13 protein-coding genes are annotated in these 16913 nt (G+C 35.2%); 4 read left to right on the top strand and 9 right to left on the bottom strand.

Annotated features, from left to right (window positions below):
* Window positions 1-9 precede the first annotated feature (9 nt).
* On the top strand, window positions 10-3300 hold the full coding sequence (locus tag FHR29_RS10110; RefSeq protein ID WP_183914368.1) for an efflux RND transporter permease subunit: 3291 nt from the start codon (window positions 10-12) through the stop codon (window positions 3298-3300).
* Between the two features lie 80 nt (window positions 3301-3380).
* Window positions 3381-4472 carry an efflux RND transporter periplasmic adaptor subunit gene (locus FHR29_RS10105; protein WP_183914366.1) on the top strand — a complete coding sequence of 364 codons (1092 nt, stop codon included), beginning with the start codon at window positions 3381-3383 and terminating at the stop codon, window positions 4470-4472.
* A 55-nt stretch (window positions 4473-4527) separates the two neighbouring features.
* On the opposite strand, the gene FHR29_RS26865 is transcribed toward FHR29_RS10105, so the two are convergent.
* Window positions 4528-4620 (bottom strand): IS3 family transposase, encoded by a 93-nt coding sequence (locus tag FHR29_RS26865; RefSeq protein WP_132841805.1) that lies wholly within the window; start codon window positions 4618-4620, stop codon window positions 4528-4530.
* Window positions 4621-5454: 834 nt separating this feature from the next.
* Window positions 5455-6990 carry a glycosyltransferase family 39 protein gene (locus FHR29_RS10095; RefSeq protein WP_183914364.1) on the bottom strand — a complete coding sequence of 512 codons (1536 nt, stop codon included), beginning with the start codon at window positions 6988-6990 and terminating at the stop codon, window positions 5455-5457.
* A gap of 570 nt (window positions 6991-7560) precedes the next feature.
* Between FHR29_RS10095 and FHR29_RS10090 the strand changes: the two genes are divergently transcribed.
* Window positions 7561-8022: a hypothetical protein gene (locus tag FHR29_RS10090; RefSeq protein ID WP_183914362.1), complete on the top strand. Its 462-nt coding sequence runs from the start codon at window positions 7561-7563 to the stop codon at window positions 8020-8022.
* Window positions 8023-8217: 195 nt separating this feature from the next.
* Here the strand turns inward: FHR29_RS10090 and FHR29_RS10085 are convergent, their stop codons facing one another.
* From FHR29_RS10085 to FHR29_RS10065, 5 genes are all read right to left on the bottom strand, one after another.
* The gene (locus tag FHR29_RS10085) at window positions 8218-8439 is read right to left on the bottom strand and encodes a hypothetical protein (protein WP_021191941.1); all 222 of its coding nucleotides are present in this window, start codon (window positions 8437-8439) and stop codon (window positions 8218-8220) included.
* Between the two features lie 504 nt (window positions 8440-8943).
* Complete coding sequence (locus tag FHR29_RS10080; protein ID WP_183914360.1) at window positions 8944-9633, bottom strand: toxin-antitoxin system YwqK family antitoxin; 690 nt, start codon at window positions 9631-9633, stop codon at window positions 8944-8946.
* Between the two features lie 133 nt (window positions 9634-9766).
* Window positions 9767-10438 carry a hypothetical protein gene (locus tag FHR29_RS10075; RefSeq protein WP_132841685.1) on the bottom strand — a complete coding sequence of 224 codons (672 nt, stop codon included), beginning with the start codon at window positions 10436-10438 and terminating at the stop codon, window positions 9767-9769.
* Window positions 10439-10789: 351 nt separating this feature from the next.
* Window positions 10790-11311 carry a DUF4269 domain-containing protein gene (locus FHR29_RS10070; protein WP_183914358.1) on the bottom strand — a complete coding sequence of 174 codons (522 nt, stop codon included), beginning with the start codon at window positions 11309-11311 and terminating at the stop codon, window positions 10790-10792.
* Window positions 11312-11404: 93 nt separating this feature from the next.
* Window positions 11405-12544, bottom strand: coding sequence for a serine hydrolase (locus FHR29_RS10065; protein WP_221197837.1), 1140 nt, complete (start codon window positions 12542-12544; stop codon window positions 11405-11407).
* Window positions 12545-13232: 688 nt separating this feature from the next.
* On the opposite strand from FHR29_RS10065, the gene FHR29_RS10060 reads away from it, so the two are divergent.
* A complete protein-coding gene (locus FHR29_RS10060; RefSeq protein ID WP_183914356.1) occupies window positions 13233-13442 on the top strand; it encodes a PepSY-like domain-containing protein in 210 nt (69 codons plus the stop codon).
* A 378-nt stretch (window positions 13443-13820) separates the two neighbouring features.
* On the opposite strand, the gene FHR29_RS10055 is transcribed toward FHR29_RS10060, so the two are convergent.
* Window positions 13821-14210 carry a hypothetical protein gene (locus tag FHR29_RS10055; RefSeq protein ID WP_132841688.1) on the bottom strand — a complete coding sequence of 130 codons (390 nt, stop codon included), beginning with the start codon at window positions 14208-14210 and terminating at the stop codon, window positions 13821-13823.
* A 344-nt stretch (window positions 14211-14554) separates the two neighbouring features.
* Complete coding sequence (locus FHR29_RS10050; protein WP_132771420.1) at window positions 14555-16912, bottom strand: TonB-dependent receptor domain-containing protein; 2358 nt, start codon at window positions 16910-16912, stop codon at window positions 14555-14557.
* Window position 16913: the final 1 nt, after the last annotated feature.

Below are 16913 nucleotides of genomic sequence, written 5' to 3'. Positions count from 1 at the left end.
TAACAAAGCATGAATTTAATACGTTTTGCCTTACGTAAGCCAATATCCATCCTTGTGCTGGTAATGGGTCTTATTGTGTTTGGAATAGGTGCAGTACGCACGATTAAGGTTGATATTTTACCCAAAATGAACCTTCCTGTTATTTATATTGCGCACCCTTTTGGAGGCTATTCTCCAGATCAGATGGAGTCTTATTTTGCTAAAAACTACGTTAATATTTTACTTTTTGCCAATGGGGTAAAGTCGATTGAGACCAAAAATATTCAAGGTTTGACTTTAATGAAGATCTCTTATTACGAAGATACCAACATGGCACAAGCAGCGGCGGAATTGAGCGCACTCGCCAACCGGATACAGGCTTCATTTCCTCCTGGTTCACAACCGCCTTTTATTATTCGGTTTGATGCATCTTCACTTCCTGTAGGCCAATTGGTACTTAGTAGTGATAAGCGGTCGAATAACGAATTACAAGATCTAGCCAATGTTTATGTACGGGCTTCATTCACCTCCATACCGGGATTAATTTCCCCACCACCATTTGGGGGTAGTCCGCGGACAATAGAGGTCAATGTTGATCCCGAATTGATGCGTAGCCACAACATTACCCCTGATCAGGTCGTAGAAGCGTTAAAGCTTAATAACCAGACTGCACCAGCGGGAAATGTCCGTATAAAGGATAAAAATTACATTACGTCAACTAATAACACCATTCGTAATGTCAAAGATTTTGAGAAAATTCCCCTTTTTAAAGGTGGTGTTCAAAATCTTTATCTGGGTGATATCGCTAGCGTGAAGGATGGAGCCGATGTTACTGCAGGCTATGCGCTTGTCAATGGAAAACGATCGGTCTATGTCAGTATTGCCAAAGCTGGTGATGCTTCGACTTGGGAAGTTGTACAAAATTTGAAGGCTGCACTTCCAAAAATACAGAATACCTTGCCCGAAGATGTTAAATTATCCTATGAGTTTGACCAATCGGTATATGTTATCAACTCTGTTAAAAGTCTAATCACTGAAGGAGCAATCGGCGCTATTCTTACCGGATTAATGGTTTTACTATTTTTAGGTGACCGAAGGGCTGCCTTGATTGTTATCTTAACAATTCCAATTTCTGTTATAGCGGGAGTACTCTTCCTAAAACTATTTGGACAGACCATCAACCTTATGTCACTGAGTGGATTGGCGCTAGCAATTGGTATTCTGGTTGACGAAAGTACCGTAACGATAGAGAATATCCATCAACATTTGGATATGGGAAAACCCAAAGCATTGGCGATCTGGGATGCCTGTAAGGAAATAGCCCTTCCGAAGCTTTTGATTTTATTGTGTATCCTCGCTGTATTCGCTCCGGCATTTACAATGACAGGTATCCCAGGATCTTTATTCTTACCACTGGCTTTGTCCATTGGCTTTTCAATGATCACCTCCTTCTTATTGTCACAGACTTTTGTACCCATTATGGCTAACTGGCTTATGAAAGATCATCATAAAGTAGGAGTAAATAAGATTAATCCTAAAGGATTGAGTGCAGATGAAGTGCAATTTGCTGAAACAGGCCTTTCAGTGGAATCTGAGCAAGATACGCTAAATCAAAAGCGAATTCTAGTCGAACGCGAAGATTATAATAACGATGGTAAAATCAGTCTGTTCGAAAGATTCAGAAATCGGTTTATGAACATGATCGATCAACTGTTTAAACAAAAGAAAATCATCACCATCGTATATCTAGTTGGATCCATTAGCTTGGTGGTGATTTTACTCTCCGTCATTGGACAGGATGTGTTTCCAAAGGTGAATTCGAGCCAGTTTCAAATGCGCCTACGGGCCGTCGAAGGTACCCGCATTGAACGTACGGAGGAAAAAGCGAAACGTGCATTAGCAGAACTTGAAAAACTGGTAGGGAAAGAACATATTAGCATATCATCTGTTTATATCGGTCAACATCCGGGACAATTCTCTGTATCACCGATCTATTTGTTTATGGCAGGACCTCATGAAGCTGTTTTCCAAATAGCTCTTCAAGATTACCACCACGATATGGATAGCTTCCGCGATGAGTATCGGAATCGACTCAAAACTGCTCTTCCAGATGTACAGGTTTCTTTTGAGCCGATTGAACTCACGGACAAAGTGTTAAGCCAGGGTTCGCCAACACCTGTTGAAGTACGGATTGCAGGTAAAAACAAAAAGAATAATGAAAAATACGCAGGAAAACTAATAGAAGAACTAAAAACCATACCATACTTCAGAGATATTCAACTGGCACAGTCCATTAAATATCCGTCCTATGATATTACTATAGATCGAGTACGTGCTGCTCAACTTGGTATTGACCTTGCAGAGGTATCGCGCTCATTAATTGCCGCGACTTCATCCTCTCGTTATACGGAAAAGAATACCTGGATTGATGAAAAGGCTGGATTATCTTATAACGTGCAAGTTCAGGTCCCAATAGACAAAATGAAAGATGAAAAAGAGATTGGCGAAATTCCATTGCTAAAAAATTCTTCACGACCTATTCTGAGCGATATTGCAACTATTACGCCATCATTTACCTATGGCGAGAACGATAACTTAGGCGCTATGCCGTACATTTCTGTGACAGCCAATATTGATCATACCGATCTGAAAACAGCCTCTAAAGATGTACAGCGCAGTATTGTCGCTTTAGGTGAATTGCCACGTGGGCTTTCTGTCGAGCAGATTGGATTAGGAAAAGTATTGGGCGAAACAATGGATAGTTTACAGGCAGGCCTAGCAATTGCGATTATAGTCATATTTCTGATGCTTTCGGCAAATTTTCAATCCTTTAAAGTTTCAATGGTCGTCCTAACAACAGTTCCAGCCGTGGTACTTGGATCTCTGTTGATGCTTTTACTAACGGGTTCAACACTTAACCTGCAGTCATATATGGGGATTATCATGTCTGTAGGGGTATCCATCGCCAATGCAGTACTTTTGATCACGAACGCAGAACATATACGTAAGCATAATCAAAATGCATTGTCTGCGGCACGAGAGGCGGCTTCACTTCGTCTACGTCCGATTATTATGACCAGTTTGGCTATGATTGTCGGGATGTTACCAATGGCAATTGGACATGGTGAAGGTGGGGAGCAAGTTTCCCCGCTGGGACGTGCCGTAATTGGGGGATTATTGTTTTCAACTTTCGCCGTACTTGTTATTTTACCTTTAATATTCGCTTGGATACAAGAGAAAAGTAGCACGCAGTCGATCTCCTTGGATCCGCAAGATGAAGAAAGTAAACATTATATAACAGCATTAAAACCTTTAAAATGAAATCATCATGATTCATCAAATCGAGGTAAATGAGTTCATTAATACTGAAGAGCCTAAAAACATATCAATAATTTAAACAGATGAAAAGTAATTTCTTAAGAATATTATACACGATTGGCTTATTCGCCTACTTAACCGGATGTCAGTCTGCTGCTGAGGAAACTGGCAAAAAAGTAACTAAAGAAAGTCCAGCAATAGAAACATTTGTACTTTCTAAGGAAAAACTAACAAGTAAAATGCAGATACCGGGAGAGATCAGCGGATTTCAGCAGGTTGAAATTTATGCCAAAGTGAGTAGCTATGTGCAGGCTTTAAAAGTCGATATCGGTAGTAAGGTACAAGCGGGACAGTTGTTAGCTGTCCTTGAAGCTCCAGAATTAAGCTCACAGTTGTCAACTGCAAAATCGAGGTTAAAGTCGCAAGAGGCCATTTATACGGCTACCAAAAGCACTTACGATAGATTGTTTGAAACCAGTAAAGTTGAAGGTACCGTAGCTCGATTGGATCTGGAAGTGGCAGAGGCGAAAAAGAATGCCGATTATGCCCAATTTCAGGCAGCAAAATCCGCCTATGCGGAGGTGCAGAATCTGCTGAACTATCTTGAAATACGCGCTCCATTTGATGGTGTTATTGCCACAAGGAATGTTAATCAAGGTGCGTATGTAGGACCGGCAGGTAGAGGTTCGGAAATGCCGATCATGACAATCCAGCAACAAAGCAAGCTGCGTTTAGCTGTTTCTGTACCTGAACAGTATGCGGGCTTCCTTGTTGCAGAACAGCCGTTGCAGTTCACCGTAAAATCCTTGCCAGGACAATATTTTACAGGCAAGATTGCACGCAAGTCAGGAGCACTGGATAGCAAATTGAGATCAGAAAGGATTGAAATTGACATTAACAATACCGACAACAAACTTCTTCCCGGTATGGTTGCCGAGGTCGAGTTACCGTTAACCTCTCAGGATAGTACTTTTGTTGTACCCAAAGCCGCCATTTACACTTCAGGTGAAGGTAGTTTTGTAATAGCAGTTATAGCCAATAAAACAAGCCGTGTTCCCGTACAAAAAGGACGCAGTATTGAGGAGCAGGTAGAAATATTTGGGAATCTTAATCCAACAATGTTACTCCTCAGTAAAGCAGATGAAGAGATCGCAGATGGCACTCCCGTCAAATAAAAAGAAAGGCCATAATGATTATCATTATGGACTGACCCCAAAAAGCTGGACTAATTTACGCAGTGTTTTTGATATAATGAGCTCGGTATTCCACCGGGCTCATTCCATTTAAATTAATCCGTATCCGTTGGTTATTATAATACTTAATATGGCCTTTATTTTTATTTCAAGTAAACCAATAATTTCATCTTAATGCCATAAATTTTAAGTCTGTTGTAGGATATTTGATTTTAATTTCGAACCATATTATAATTTATCTATGGTTTGCATTACTTTGGCAGAATGATTGAAAATCTTGAGATTAATGACACTATTCCGATTTGATAAATTTTTGAATATTACACTTTCACTGTCGTCAACATTTAAAGCGTATTTATTATCTTTTTCCATGCTAATTTCCGTATCATGAGTTCTTAAATGGATCGTACTATCAGATTTAATTATCACCTCAAACGAAAAAGACTTCGCGTCCTCAGTTGAAATTTTTAGTGACGAATACGCTGGAATAATTGTATTTATATATAATGCATGGTTGTCTTTTTTACCGAGGTTGCTTATTTGACAAGATTGTGTAATTAATAAGGTTAATACGATTAGTAGTTGCTTCATGAAATGAAGATAAATTAAAATATAATACTAAATTGTGACAATTAGTTTCATGACATAATCATGGCAATTAGAATACTGCAGATCAAAATTATTATTCGTAAAAAGCACCATATCACATAAAACCAAGGAATTCACAATGAAGGTCAAGTTAAAAACAGATCTATACGCAACCACAATTTATCAGCTTTAGTAATGTGTTTTCAAACTTTAAGTGGCTTACTATGTCGCAAAACTAGTTAAGGTCTGTGACAGCCCTATGTCAAGAGGGGTAAGGCATCATGTTGTTGTATATAACGATATGCAGTTGGCCAGCGGTATGCGTAAAAGTATGGCACGCATTGGTGTGATTTTAGTTCTTGCAATACGGTGATTTTTAATGGAAGTTTTTAACTTCCTCTACCTCTTTTTTTATTCTTTCATTAATATCAATTTTGGCATTCATGAAAGAAAAAATTGTTGTTCCATATTCTCTAGCATATTTGTTCGTGATCGAATCTGCAATACAAGCATTTTCAAAATATGGAGAAGTTTCTGTCCATTCATTTTCTTTCTCCCAAGCATTTTTGATACGGATTAAATGATAGTATTTTGTTTCAAAATCAAACCAGTTGATGTAATCTGCATTGAATGTTACAGCACGGATTCCTTTCTTTGAATAATAATTGATAGCTCCGGCTTGCCCGTAATTATCACATAATATCAACGTATTTTTTGGGTTTGGAATAGTCATGTAAACACTATCCACTTTTTTGGCAAGTTCTTTCCAACCTAACATATCTGCGAAATCTTGTGGTAATTGATGCTCTTTTCCATCTTCCCAAGTTAACATTCCAAATTTTCTGTATTTATCGGGATGATTGACAATGTACTCCGGACTTTTATTAGGAAATGCAACACGGTAAATCGGAATGAAACATACAGCCATCAAAAGGATAAATATTGGTTTTAAGATTTTACCAATTTCATTTTCTAATAAAGTTGAAATATATACTGAACCGAAAGCAAAATAAATTGGGTAAACTCCAATCGCATAATAATCTTTAGCTTTTAAAAACAAAAAAATTGAGATTATTATGAAGAATGCCCAAAAGAATAGCCGATATTTTTTGAATTTCTGCTGCTTTAGCAACGCAAAAAGTCCAAAAAAAACAACGATCAAAGTTCCTGGGAAAAATAGAAACTGAGAGCGGATGAAACTCCAACGATCCACATTTACAAGCTGTGTCTCTGAAAGTTCATGAAGATGATGGACAACAGGGAAATGATTATTGAATTGCCAAATTATATTTGGAGAAATTATAATGAAAGCTAATCCAATTCCAAAATAAAGGTTTTTATTGCGAAAGATTTTTCTTTCAGCTGTTAATAGTAAAGAGGGAATAATTCCTAAAACAAGGAAAATGATATTGTATTTATTTAAAAATCCAATCGCAAATGTAAATGCAATGAGATATATCCATTTAGTCTGATTACTGTTTAAATATTTTATAATGAAATAAAACAGTGAAGTCCAACACAGGACATCTAGTGAGTTTGGTTGAAATAAGGTATTTAATCTGAATAGTACTGAAAATGTCACACAGCTTGCCCCTAAGATAAGCGCAAAAAGATTCCCTTTTAATTCTTCAATTGTTTTCCAGACCAAGAGAATTGTCAACGCCCCGAAAAGTGTAGGGAAGAATTTAATCCAAAAAACAGTATTTCCAAGTAATTTAATTATATACGAAATCCAGGACGTAACTGGTGGAACAGAAAAATATCCAAGAGCCAAATGGTTTGCCTGATCTATATGCAAAAATTCATCTCTTTGCAATTCATATTCTGGGCTAATAAGTGAATATTGAATAAGAAATTTGACTAAAATAAAGCATATTAGGATAATATTTTTTTCATATTGTTTCTTTTCCATCTGTCAATCGAAGGTATAAAATTGTTTTTCTATTCAGAAACTAAATTTGTAAGCGTACTCATGATAAAGCCGGATATTGTAATTTTTTCACCCTAAGATACTACTTTAAAAGAATAGGGACTACCCTCAATACCTTAAGGTATTGATTTTATTTAGTAATAGGCATTTGTAAATGTAATTTTTTAATGCATTAATGTCTATCCACTAATAGACACCATTTTTTCGCATTCCATGCTAAGAAAATATAATTGTCAACCTATCTTTTAGTATAGTCCCAAGCCTTTCTCTAAACCATATAGTCATTCTAGAACAGACGTCACAGCTGGAGAGTTGGAATTAATAAAGAGGAGATTGGGTGAAAAAACTTGAGTAATCTTTTCGTAAATTGGTCTTGCGTAAATAATTTATTAATTTTATAAGTGTCAACGGCTTTTCAATAAGATTAAAAGCCTGGAGTTACCGCTCTTTAAATTAAAAATATCGATGATGAAGATTTCCTATTTATCTATTCAAGTTTCTACAGAAACAATTTATTATGGGTTTAAGATTGGTCATACAATTCCTAACTAAATGAAGACAACAATTTTGATTGCTTTACTTTTAATATGTAAATTTTCATTTGAACAATCAAAAGATCAAAGATTTGTACTTGTCAAACCCGATATGAATAAAATTGAATGGTTACAATCTCACAAATCTTATTCCTCATTATATGCCTACCTTGTTTGTCATTACGATACTATTGGACCTCAAAAAATTTTGGGAGAAAAATGTGATTTTTCACAGCAATTTAAAAATCGAATAAGTTATAGTCAAAAAGAATGTCCAGTTGGCGTAAGCTCTTATCAGTTAACGATTCCGTTTACAGAAGTTTCAGAAATAAAAAAATTGTTTGCTTTGCTTTTTAAATCAGAAGATTTTGTTTGGAGTGCCGATAGCCTATCGTACACATCACAAAGTGGTGCTGGAGGAACGTTTGAATATAAAAAAGTGAAAAATAAGATAGTCAGTAATATCTTGTTCACAGATTAGTACTTGCGAAAACCTTAGAAATACAATAAATTGGATTTAAATGTTTGTTGCTCATATCAACTGTTCATCATAAGGTATTTATGGATATAGTTCTAAACTCCATTTAATGAATTTTTTTGGAGTGGTTAAAAACAATGCAATCTATTTTCCGAAATAAAACTCGTTTTAATTTCGGAAAATAGATTGCATTGTTGCCTACATATAACTACTAGTATATACCCAATTGTGTTCGGTAAAAAAGTATGTGTTTGAAATATGGCTTCCATTTAAGTATACACCGATTGTACCGCCACTTTCTCCTCCTTGAGCAGGTGAAAATGATAACGAGATTCCACCCATTGGATTGAATCCTCCTTGTATCGTTTGCTCTTCACCTTGTCCGAGCTCGAATTTTGTTAAATTTTCAATTGATTTCATAATTTTTAAAATTTTCTCTTAAACTACTCATAAGTCGATCAATACATAAGACCTAATTGATATTTGTAGGAAGATTACTTATTTCTGTGGCGATGTAATCAATTTATGTTTGAATAAGTCTCTATTTTAATTGGGCATACCAATAGAGTGATTAAGGGGAGGAGATATATTTTCGACAATTATTCTTTTAACCTACGTTTGATTCAACAATTGCTCCAACCAGCATTTAAGTTTGAGTTTTATAGAAAAGCTGGCTATTGGTCACGATCTGGTAGTTATGTCGTCTGATTATTCCATAGCAGGAGTAAACATAGAAGTTTGAACAGTAGTTTTCAGTCATGAAACTTATGGAAAGCGTTTATATTACGTGTTTACTAACGTAAAAAGTAAAAGAAAATTTTATTGTTTTAATCTCTTCTTTTCCTTTTATTTGGATTTAACCGTGGTTCCTCAAGTCAAGTATTACTGCCAATGTGGTAGATATTGCCTAAAATTTAGACATTTCTAGTAGTTTCTTGTTTCTGTCAAATTACCGTTTTCGTTGTAGAGTTTCCATTGCCCTCTTTTATCACCGCTTTTAAATTGTCCCATTTCTAATAACACTCCGTTTTCGTTGTACCATTTCCATTGACCATTTCTTTTTCCGTTTACATAATTGCTTACATTTTTTAAGTTTCCGTTCTCATAATACCATCTCCATCCTTTCGTTTTCAATCCTTTTTTATATTTCCCTCTGCATGCGATTTGGTTATTGCTATAAAACCATATCCAATTTCCGTCTTCTTTTCCATCTTTATACCTTTCAATCTGTTGTAATGCGCCACTTTCTTGGTAAAATTTCCATTTTCCAGTTTTTTTTCCATCTTTATATTGTCCCAAAGCCAATGTTTTACCGTTTTTGTGATACCACTTGTCTGTTTGTATTACACCATCTTTATAGTTTGCAATATTATACAGATAGCCGTCTATATAGAAAAACCATTCTCCAATTTGTTGTTGGTTTAGAAAATTACCAACTTTTTCCAGCTTACCACTATATCCATAATATTTCCATTCTCCAGTGCAATTTCCATTCGCATCGAATTGGCCAACTTGTTTAAGATTTCCATTGTCATAAAAGATTTTATGCTCCGTTTGTGAAAAAACCAAAACTTGCACAAGTAGGAGTGCTAAAAATGTTACTAATTGTTTCATTTCCGAATGTTAATTGGCATTAAATCAAAACACATATGCAGCTATTATGACTAAAATTCAGCTAAGAAGCTAATGTTAAATTTTACTTTTCATACTGCCTGATGCAAGATCCCTCTTTGCAATCATTGTTTGATTATTTTGGAAAAACCATACTGAGGCTTCTAAAATCTATCCATTCCGCATATTTTTTATGAGCATTACTTATCGCTATTGTTGTTAATTTATTTTCATTTGTAGTGAGATTTTTTTTATAGCTCACAAAATAGCTTACATCATGCTGACTATCATCCCATTTTATTAGTTCTTCAATAATATGTCGCGTTTCTTGCTCTCCGTTTTCATCCAAAAATATAGGATGTTCTTTTGTATTTTCATTTTTTTGGTAAAATAGGTGCTTGCCGAAATTTTTATTGAATTCACCTATTAATAATTCACAATTGCTGTTGTCTTCTAATTCTAATTCATAAGTAAAAGCACTGTTGTCCTCTTTCAAATAGTATATGATTAAACTTTTTATTTTACCGATATTCAGATCATTGAATTTAAAATTTTGTTGAGGAGAAAATGAAAATTCTTCATAATCTAAATTTAAGTTATAGGCTGAATTATTATTATCATCCTTATTTAAGCCAAATGGAATCAGTGTTTTATCCAAACCTGAATTTAAGTGAATCTCGTTGATTTTAATAGTATCTTTTTTTGCAGTCGCAATTTTTTCAATTTTATTATCCATTTTTTTTGTTTCGTGCCCATTACAAGAAGTCAAAAAATGAGCAATTGTAAAAAGTAATAAAAGTTTTTTCATATTATTGTTAGTTCGCCGTTTATATAATTAGAGTCAATTGATAAAATGACAGTTGCCGCTTCTTTAGTGTTTGTTTAAATTTTTATAGTTCCATTTATACACATATAATTGTGCTTTTTTTAATTATAAATCTACATCAAAAGTTCAAAACCGAATAAACTATTTACAATTCGCTGTGGTATATTTACAATTCATCAAGAAGGCTAACTGTATATGATATAACTTGCAAAGCCATTCGGTCAGGAATGGCTTTGTAAAAGTTTATAAACCAGACTAAAGGCCTCTTGTAATTTTCTGCCAAACTTATCTTTGTTTGTGAGTTTTTAGAACGGTATGCTATGTTTATCAGAACTATTGCACGATGTAGTTGAGTAATTCAACATATGGATCTCCACTTATATTCAGTAGTTTGCAAAATGCCGGTTCTGTTTTTATTCCCTGTTTTTTTAATTTTATTATTTCCATTTTAAAACTGTCCTTTCTAGCCTGCAGGATTTCGTACTCTTTAATCATATGTAAATATCCATTTTGTTTTTCTGTGTCTATATCTGTCGCATATATTTCTATTAGCGTATCTTCTAGCATAAAATTAGAGGTTAGGGCTCCATTGTTGAAGGTACTTAATCGAAATTGAGCAAATTGAGCAAAACTCTTGAGTAATAATTGCGTTAACTTCTTCAAATTATGAGCTTGTAATATTATATCTACATCACTCTCTTCTATATCGATATTTATCGGAATTGTTCCCACTAGGATCGGTTTGTAATCGTTGAGAATTTCGAACAGCTGATACTTGGTTATTATTTTATGTGTTTTCCTTTGTTTAGTATTCCCTAGTTTAAGGTAATTTATATTTCTAAAATCAATTTTCATTTGATAATAAAGTTATTAAAGTAAAAAGCTTGAAAGGACTGTATTTAGTTTAGCAGTATTTTTCCATAGAAAGCTCTTGCGTCTTTGATCGTTTTATCCCTCGCTTCCTTCCGCCGCTATTTTATCAAATATGATATTTAATGCGTCTTCCATGACCTTTGCAGTGTCGATGCCACTCTGATTGGTAATAATAAATGCGCTTAAATCGTATTTTGGAATAATATAGATGTAACATTGGGAACGAGGCACGCCACCATGATGTACGTAATATGTACCTAATTTTTTATCATCAGTGACAATATTCCAGAAATACCCAATACTGAACTCACGATCAAACTTGACAATTGATTTATGTGACTTAGCAACGATGTTATTATTTTTCAATTCAAATTTCATATAATTTACCATATCAGGTATTGTGGATTTCATATTACCAGATGCTCCCCACGGTAATTTTGGCATTGGAGCGGGGATAATGCTGTTATCACTGTGGTACCCAACTGCAAGTTTTTTTGCTTCCTGATCCGAAAGACTGATTCTTGTGTTATGCATTGCAATTTTTTTGGACAGGTAATCCGTCAATAGTTCTTCATATTTTGTTTTATATACTTTTTCTAAAATAAAAGCCACAAGTTCGCTACCTGCGCTAGAGTATGAATATTTGTAACCTGGAACAGTATCAATCTTAACTTTATGGAGATCTCTTAGAAAATCTTTCTGGCCATAGTTTCTATAAAGTTCATTGATTTTAGCTGGTGTGTCGTGATTTGTGAAATCCTGAAGTATTGAGTTTGCTTGGAAAGGAAGCATGTTTGGAAACCCACTTGTGTGTGACAGCAGATGTTTTACAAGAATAGGTTGACTTCCATATTTTAAGTTTGGATAGTCTTCAAGTAAATATTTTTGGATCTCATCATCAATATTTAATTTATTTTCACAAACGGCCTTAGCCGCAAGTGTTCCTGCAAAAGTTTTACTTAGAGAACCAATTTCATAAATTGTTTCATTAGTAGGGCAATTATTTTTTCCTTTCTCTAATTCTCCATAATGACCGATATATTCTTTACCTTGATAAACGATAGCGATTGATGTAGAATGAATTAAAGGTTTTTTCAGCATTTGGTTTGCCGCACTATCAATTAAAATATTAATATTGATTTTTTTTACTTCTGAGGGCTGAGCCAAGCAAAAAATAGATGATAGCAAGAAAGTAAAAAGAGCTATATTTTTCATCGTTTATAATTGATTATAGTTTTCTAAAATTGATTTGAATATCAAATATTTGTCAAAGTTAATAATCTAAATCACTTTTACCAGTTAGTAAAATATCACAATATTCATTAAGATTTGTCGTAAAATCGCGACACATACAATCTTTATGAATTAGACATAGTCTTAGTTTTTCGCGATCAAAAAGTCCGCATAATTTTATCTTCCCATTACCTTTATTCATCAGGTTATTAACATGTAAGTCTAAGTGTTATAGATGAGGGACGATTTATAGCCTACAGATGAATCAAAAATTGCTTCAGTACATCAAGAGGGTGAGTTGGCGAATATTGCTGAAGCTTGTCGGATTGTTTGAATCTCACCTGTAGATTGTATTTTATCTAGTTTAATTATTGACTACTTCAAAATGAAATATAAATTCCAATTCATACTAAAAACACACAAAGCCATTTAATAAAAATAACCTTGTATATTTTATACCATTCTTACAGCTTCTCCTAATTTTAATCCAACCGATCATTTTATTTAATGACTTCTGAAATAATACCATGATTGGCCATAATTATGATTTTTCCTAATTCTTTCCCAAATTGCTATTTAGCTTTAGGTTAATATAAAAGATGAAGCTTGGAAATTAGATAATATAATTAGACAGTCATCATAATATTTAACATTTTAAAACTTAAATGATATGGTTAATTGGAATTTAATAAACGGACTAGAAGGAAAATTTTCTGCACAGGATGTCAGAAAAAATATTTTGTCTTACATTATACTAAATTATCCTGCAAGCCAGGTTGAATTTATTGAAAGAGAAGATAAGAATTACAAAATAGATATTAGAGGAGGAGCGAATCTTATTTTTGATTTCAAAGGGCAATTTGTAAAAGCAATTAATTAGGGAGTTGCCTCGACTAGGGATAGCGACAGTGTCGAATCATGATATTCGACACTGTAATTTCAGGTATTATTGTTTTCTTCAGGACTATAATTGCCATTATTTTTCTCTATAGTATTGCTACGTATCTGACCAAAATTCTCTCTATTGAATTAAGACTTTTTTTCAATTGTTATTCTTATACCATTTACCTACTTTAAATAGTGTATGTCTTAAAATTCTATACGAATCATGTCTAAAGAGTAAATCTTCGATGCGTATTATTTCTTAAACTTTTGATCAGTGAATTAGAATGGATTATCCTAAAATTATTTAAAAGGACTTATCAAGTGCATGAAATGGGGCATATTACCTAATTTCATCCAAGAATTAAAAGTCAAATTAATGGTATTCTCCATCTGCTCCAAGGGAAGATCCTTTTGGATGATATTTACCATCAGCTCCAATGAAACTTCCTTCTGGGTAATATTTACCATCAGTTCCTAGGAAAGAACCTTCTGGGTGATATTGTCCATCCGTTCCAAGAAAAAAACCTTCTGGGTGATATTGTCCATCCTTTCCAAGAAAGAATCCCTCTGGGTGATATTGTCCATCCGTTCCGAGAAAAGATCCTTTTGGGTGATATTTTTCATCAGTTCCAAGGAAAGATCCTTCTGGGTGGTATTGTCCATCCGTTCCTAGGAAAGATCCTTCTGGATGATATTTACCATCTGTTCCAAGAAAAGATCCTTCTGAGTGATATTGTCCGTCTACTCCTAAAAATTTTTCCATATTATTTTTTATCAAGTGCTTAAAATATTTTAACAATTTACTGAAACGTAATTTACTATGTTGTTGTTTTTGAATTGCACTGCACTGCAATGATTCTGTGACTTGTCCATGTAGTAAAGCGTATACCTAAGATACCAAACAAATATCTTGTTCCCAAATTGATTTGTTTCTATTTTTAATGAGCAGATTTTTTCTTTTCCTAAAATTTTTGAAATGAATTATTGTCCAGCCATGGTCAGGAGTCGATCAATAACGGACCTGGTCAAATAGCGCCTTAAGAATGGCGAATTTGACAAGATCCGTGCTACCTTGACGTAATAGTATAACATTTCGGTTATTGTTTTTTAATTACCAAACCGGTAGCTCAATGACAGTAACACTTTTCTATTATCTGGAAAATCTGAATAAAATACTTTTAGGTTCCCATATTCACTTACCAGCTGAGGGTTAGCATTTCTAAGTAAGCCATTTGCGGTCAGCTTAATCATACCCCGCTCTCCGAACATTTTCTTTTCTGCCGCCAAATCTAAACCATACCTTTTGTCAGTTCTTGAAGGTCCTGTTGTAACTCCTGACCGATAGTAAGCTGCTATTTCAGCGCGGAGACCATATTTGAATTGAAGTGTGTGACGGCTATTGGCTGTCCAGCTGGATCCTTTTGAATCTAGGTTAATCGTTCCAATTTCACCAGAATAGTTATTGTAAAATGTATTGATGTAATGACTTGCTGTCCACCATGTACGTAATGTCTGATTGTACATGATACTTGCGCTATAATTCAGATAACGTCCAATATTCTCGGGTCTCGATAAATTTTCTCCAACTTGATCACCTTGACGAACAATCCAGTTGATGATGTCACGTCCATAGGAAACGCCTAATGTGGTGAATAATTTATTTTTATACCCATGACCTATTTCAGTGATGTAACTCTTCTCCGGTTTTAAATCTGGATTCCCTTCATTGTAACTATAAGCATCTTCATAGATCCGAAAGATATTGATGTCGTGATCGCCCGGTCGTTCAATACGACTGCTGAATGATGTTCTTAATGTGTTTTTGTCATTCAAGTGGTACAACAACGATCCGCTTGGGAATAGGTCAAAATAGCGCTGATCATTTTTCTTATTCAAGGTGACTTGATTGGCATTAATAAATGTATATTCACCACGGAGGCCAGCTTGATATTCGATCTTCTTGAATTTACCAGAGTAGATGGCATATAGGGCTTCAATGTGTTGTGTATATTGAAAACGGTTTGAAGTGGCATGATCGCGTATCCATGAACCCTTATCCAGTAGGGTATTGACCACATCGTTATTGATAAAAAAGTACGTCCCCTTCCAGCCAAGTTCAATTTTACTCGAATCAGTTAGTGGTTTACTATAATCTAATCTTCCGGAATATGTCGTATTACTCAAATCCTGTACATTGGTCCGTCCGATAGCGGTTTTTTGATCCGTTAGTAAATTGAATTTCTCTGTTTCAAAGCGATTATTATAGTCATTACCGTGAGGAGCGAAGTCAAAATTAAATTTTAAAAAGTGATCTTCACCCTCGTATTTGTTGACATAATTAATATTAAATGTCCAATTCTTGAAAGACTCATCAAAATGATTATTGCTAACTGCGCGTTCAGTTTGTATGTTTTCCGGATAATTCCAGCTATCCATCTCGATGGATGCGTATGGCTTATAATTACCCCTCATCCAGTGCACACTTCCATCAAGGATTCCGCCATCGGAAAATTCATATTTTGCGCCTGCCCGAACGCTATGAAAAGCGGCGTCATCGAGTTTTTTGTTTTCTTGTTGCCGTTGAAAGGAAGTTAAGTTTCCTTGATCAAAAAAGCTTCTTTCGGTCAGATTGTGACTATTGCTGCGGTCATAACTCTTATTGCCCTGAATGTACATATCGAGACCATTGACCTTATAATGCAGTCCTCCTCCAAAACCACCATAAAACGCTCGCCCTTGTCCAGCCCGGACAAAAGCATCCCCACCAAAGCCTACCTTTGTATTTCGCTTGGTCACGATATTAATAATCCCTGCTGTTCCCGAAGCATCTTCACGAGCCGAAGGATTGCTGATCAACTCCAATTTTGAAACTTCAGATGCCTGAAGTCCACGCAAGATACTCGCGAGCTGTTCTCCAGATACATACATGTCGCGGCCATTGATACGCACATTAGCACCGGCACGGCCTTGAATTGAAAAATTCCCTTTTCCGTCAGAGACAAGACCAGGGGTCTTTTCGAGGAGCTCGAGGACATTGTTTCCTTCAGCCAATACACTTCCTTCGACATCAACAACCATCTTATCGGCATACTGCCGTACACTGGCTTGCTTTCCGATCACCTGGACGGTTTCCATCCTATGTTCGGACGGTTGTAAAAAAGCGGGTACTATTGTCTGATCTGTTCCCGACAGTTTGTACATTTTACTGTTCATCGTCGTGTAGCCAACGGAACTGTAACGAATCACATAATCGCCATTCTTGGTCGCATGCAATTGAAATGATCCATCCTTTGCCGCATCTGCCTGCATGATTAATGCCGAATCGGGTAAACGTAAAAGACTTGCTGTAGCTCCTTTAATTGAATGTCCATCTTTGTCAAATATTTTTCCAGACACCTTCGTCTGTGCTACGAGTCCCATAGAAGAACTTGAAAGCAGAATCGTTAATAATGTAGATCTCTTCATA

Origin of the sequence: Sphingobacterium sp. JUb56, assembly GCF_014191365.1 — a bacterium.
Taxonomy (GTDB): Bacteria; Bacteroidota; Bacteroidia; order Sphingobacteriales; family Sphingobacteriaceae; genus Sphingobacterium; species Sphingobacterium anhuiense.
Note: the sequence above shows the minus strand (reverse complement) of the source record. Positions and strands in the feature narration are given on the sequence as shown.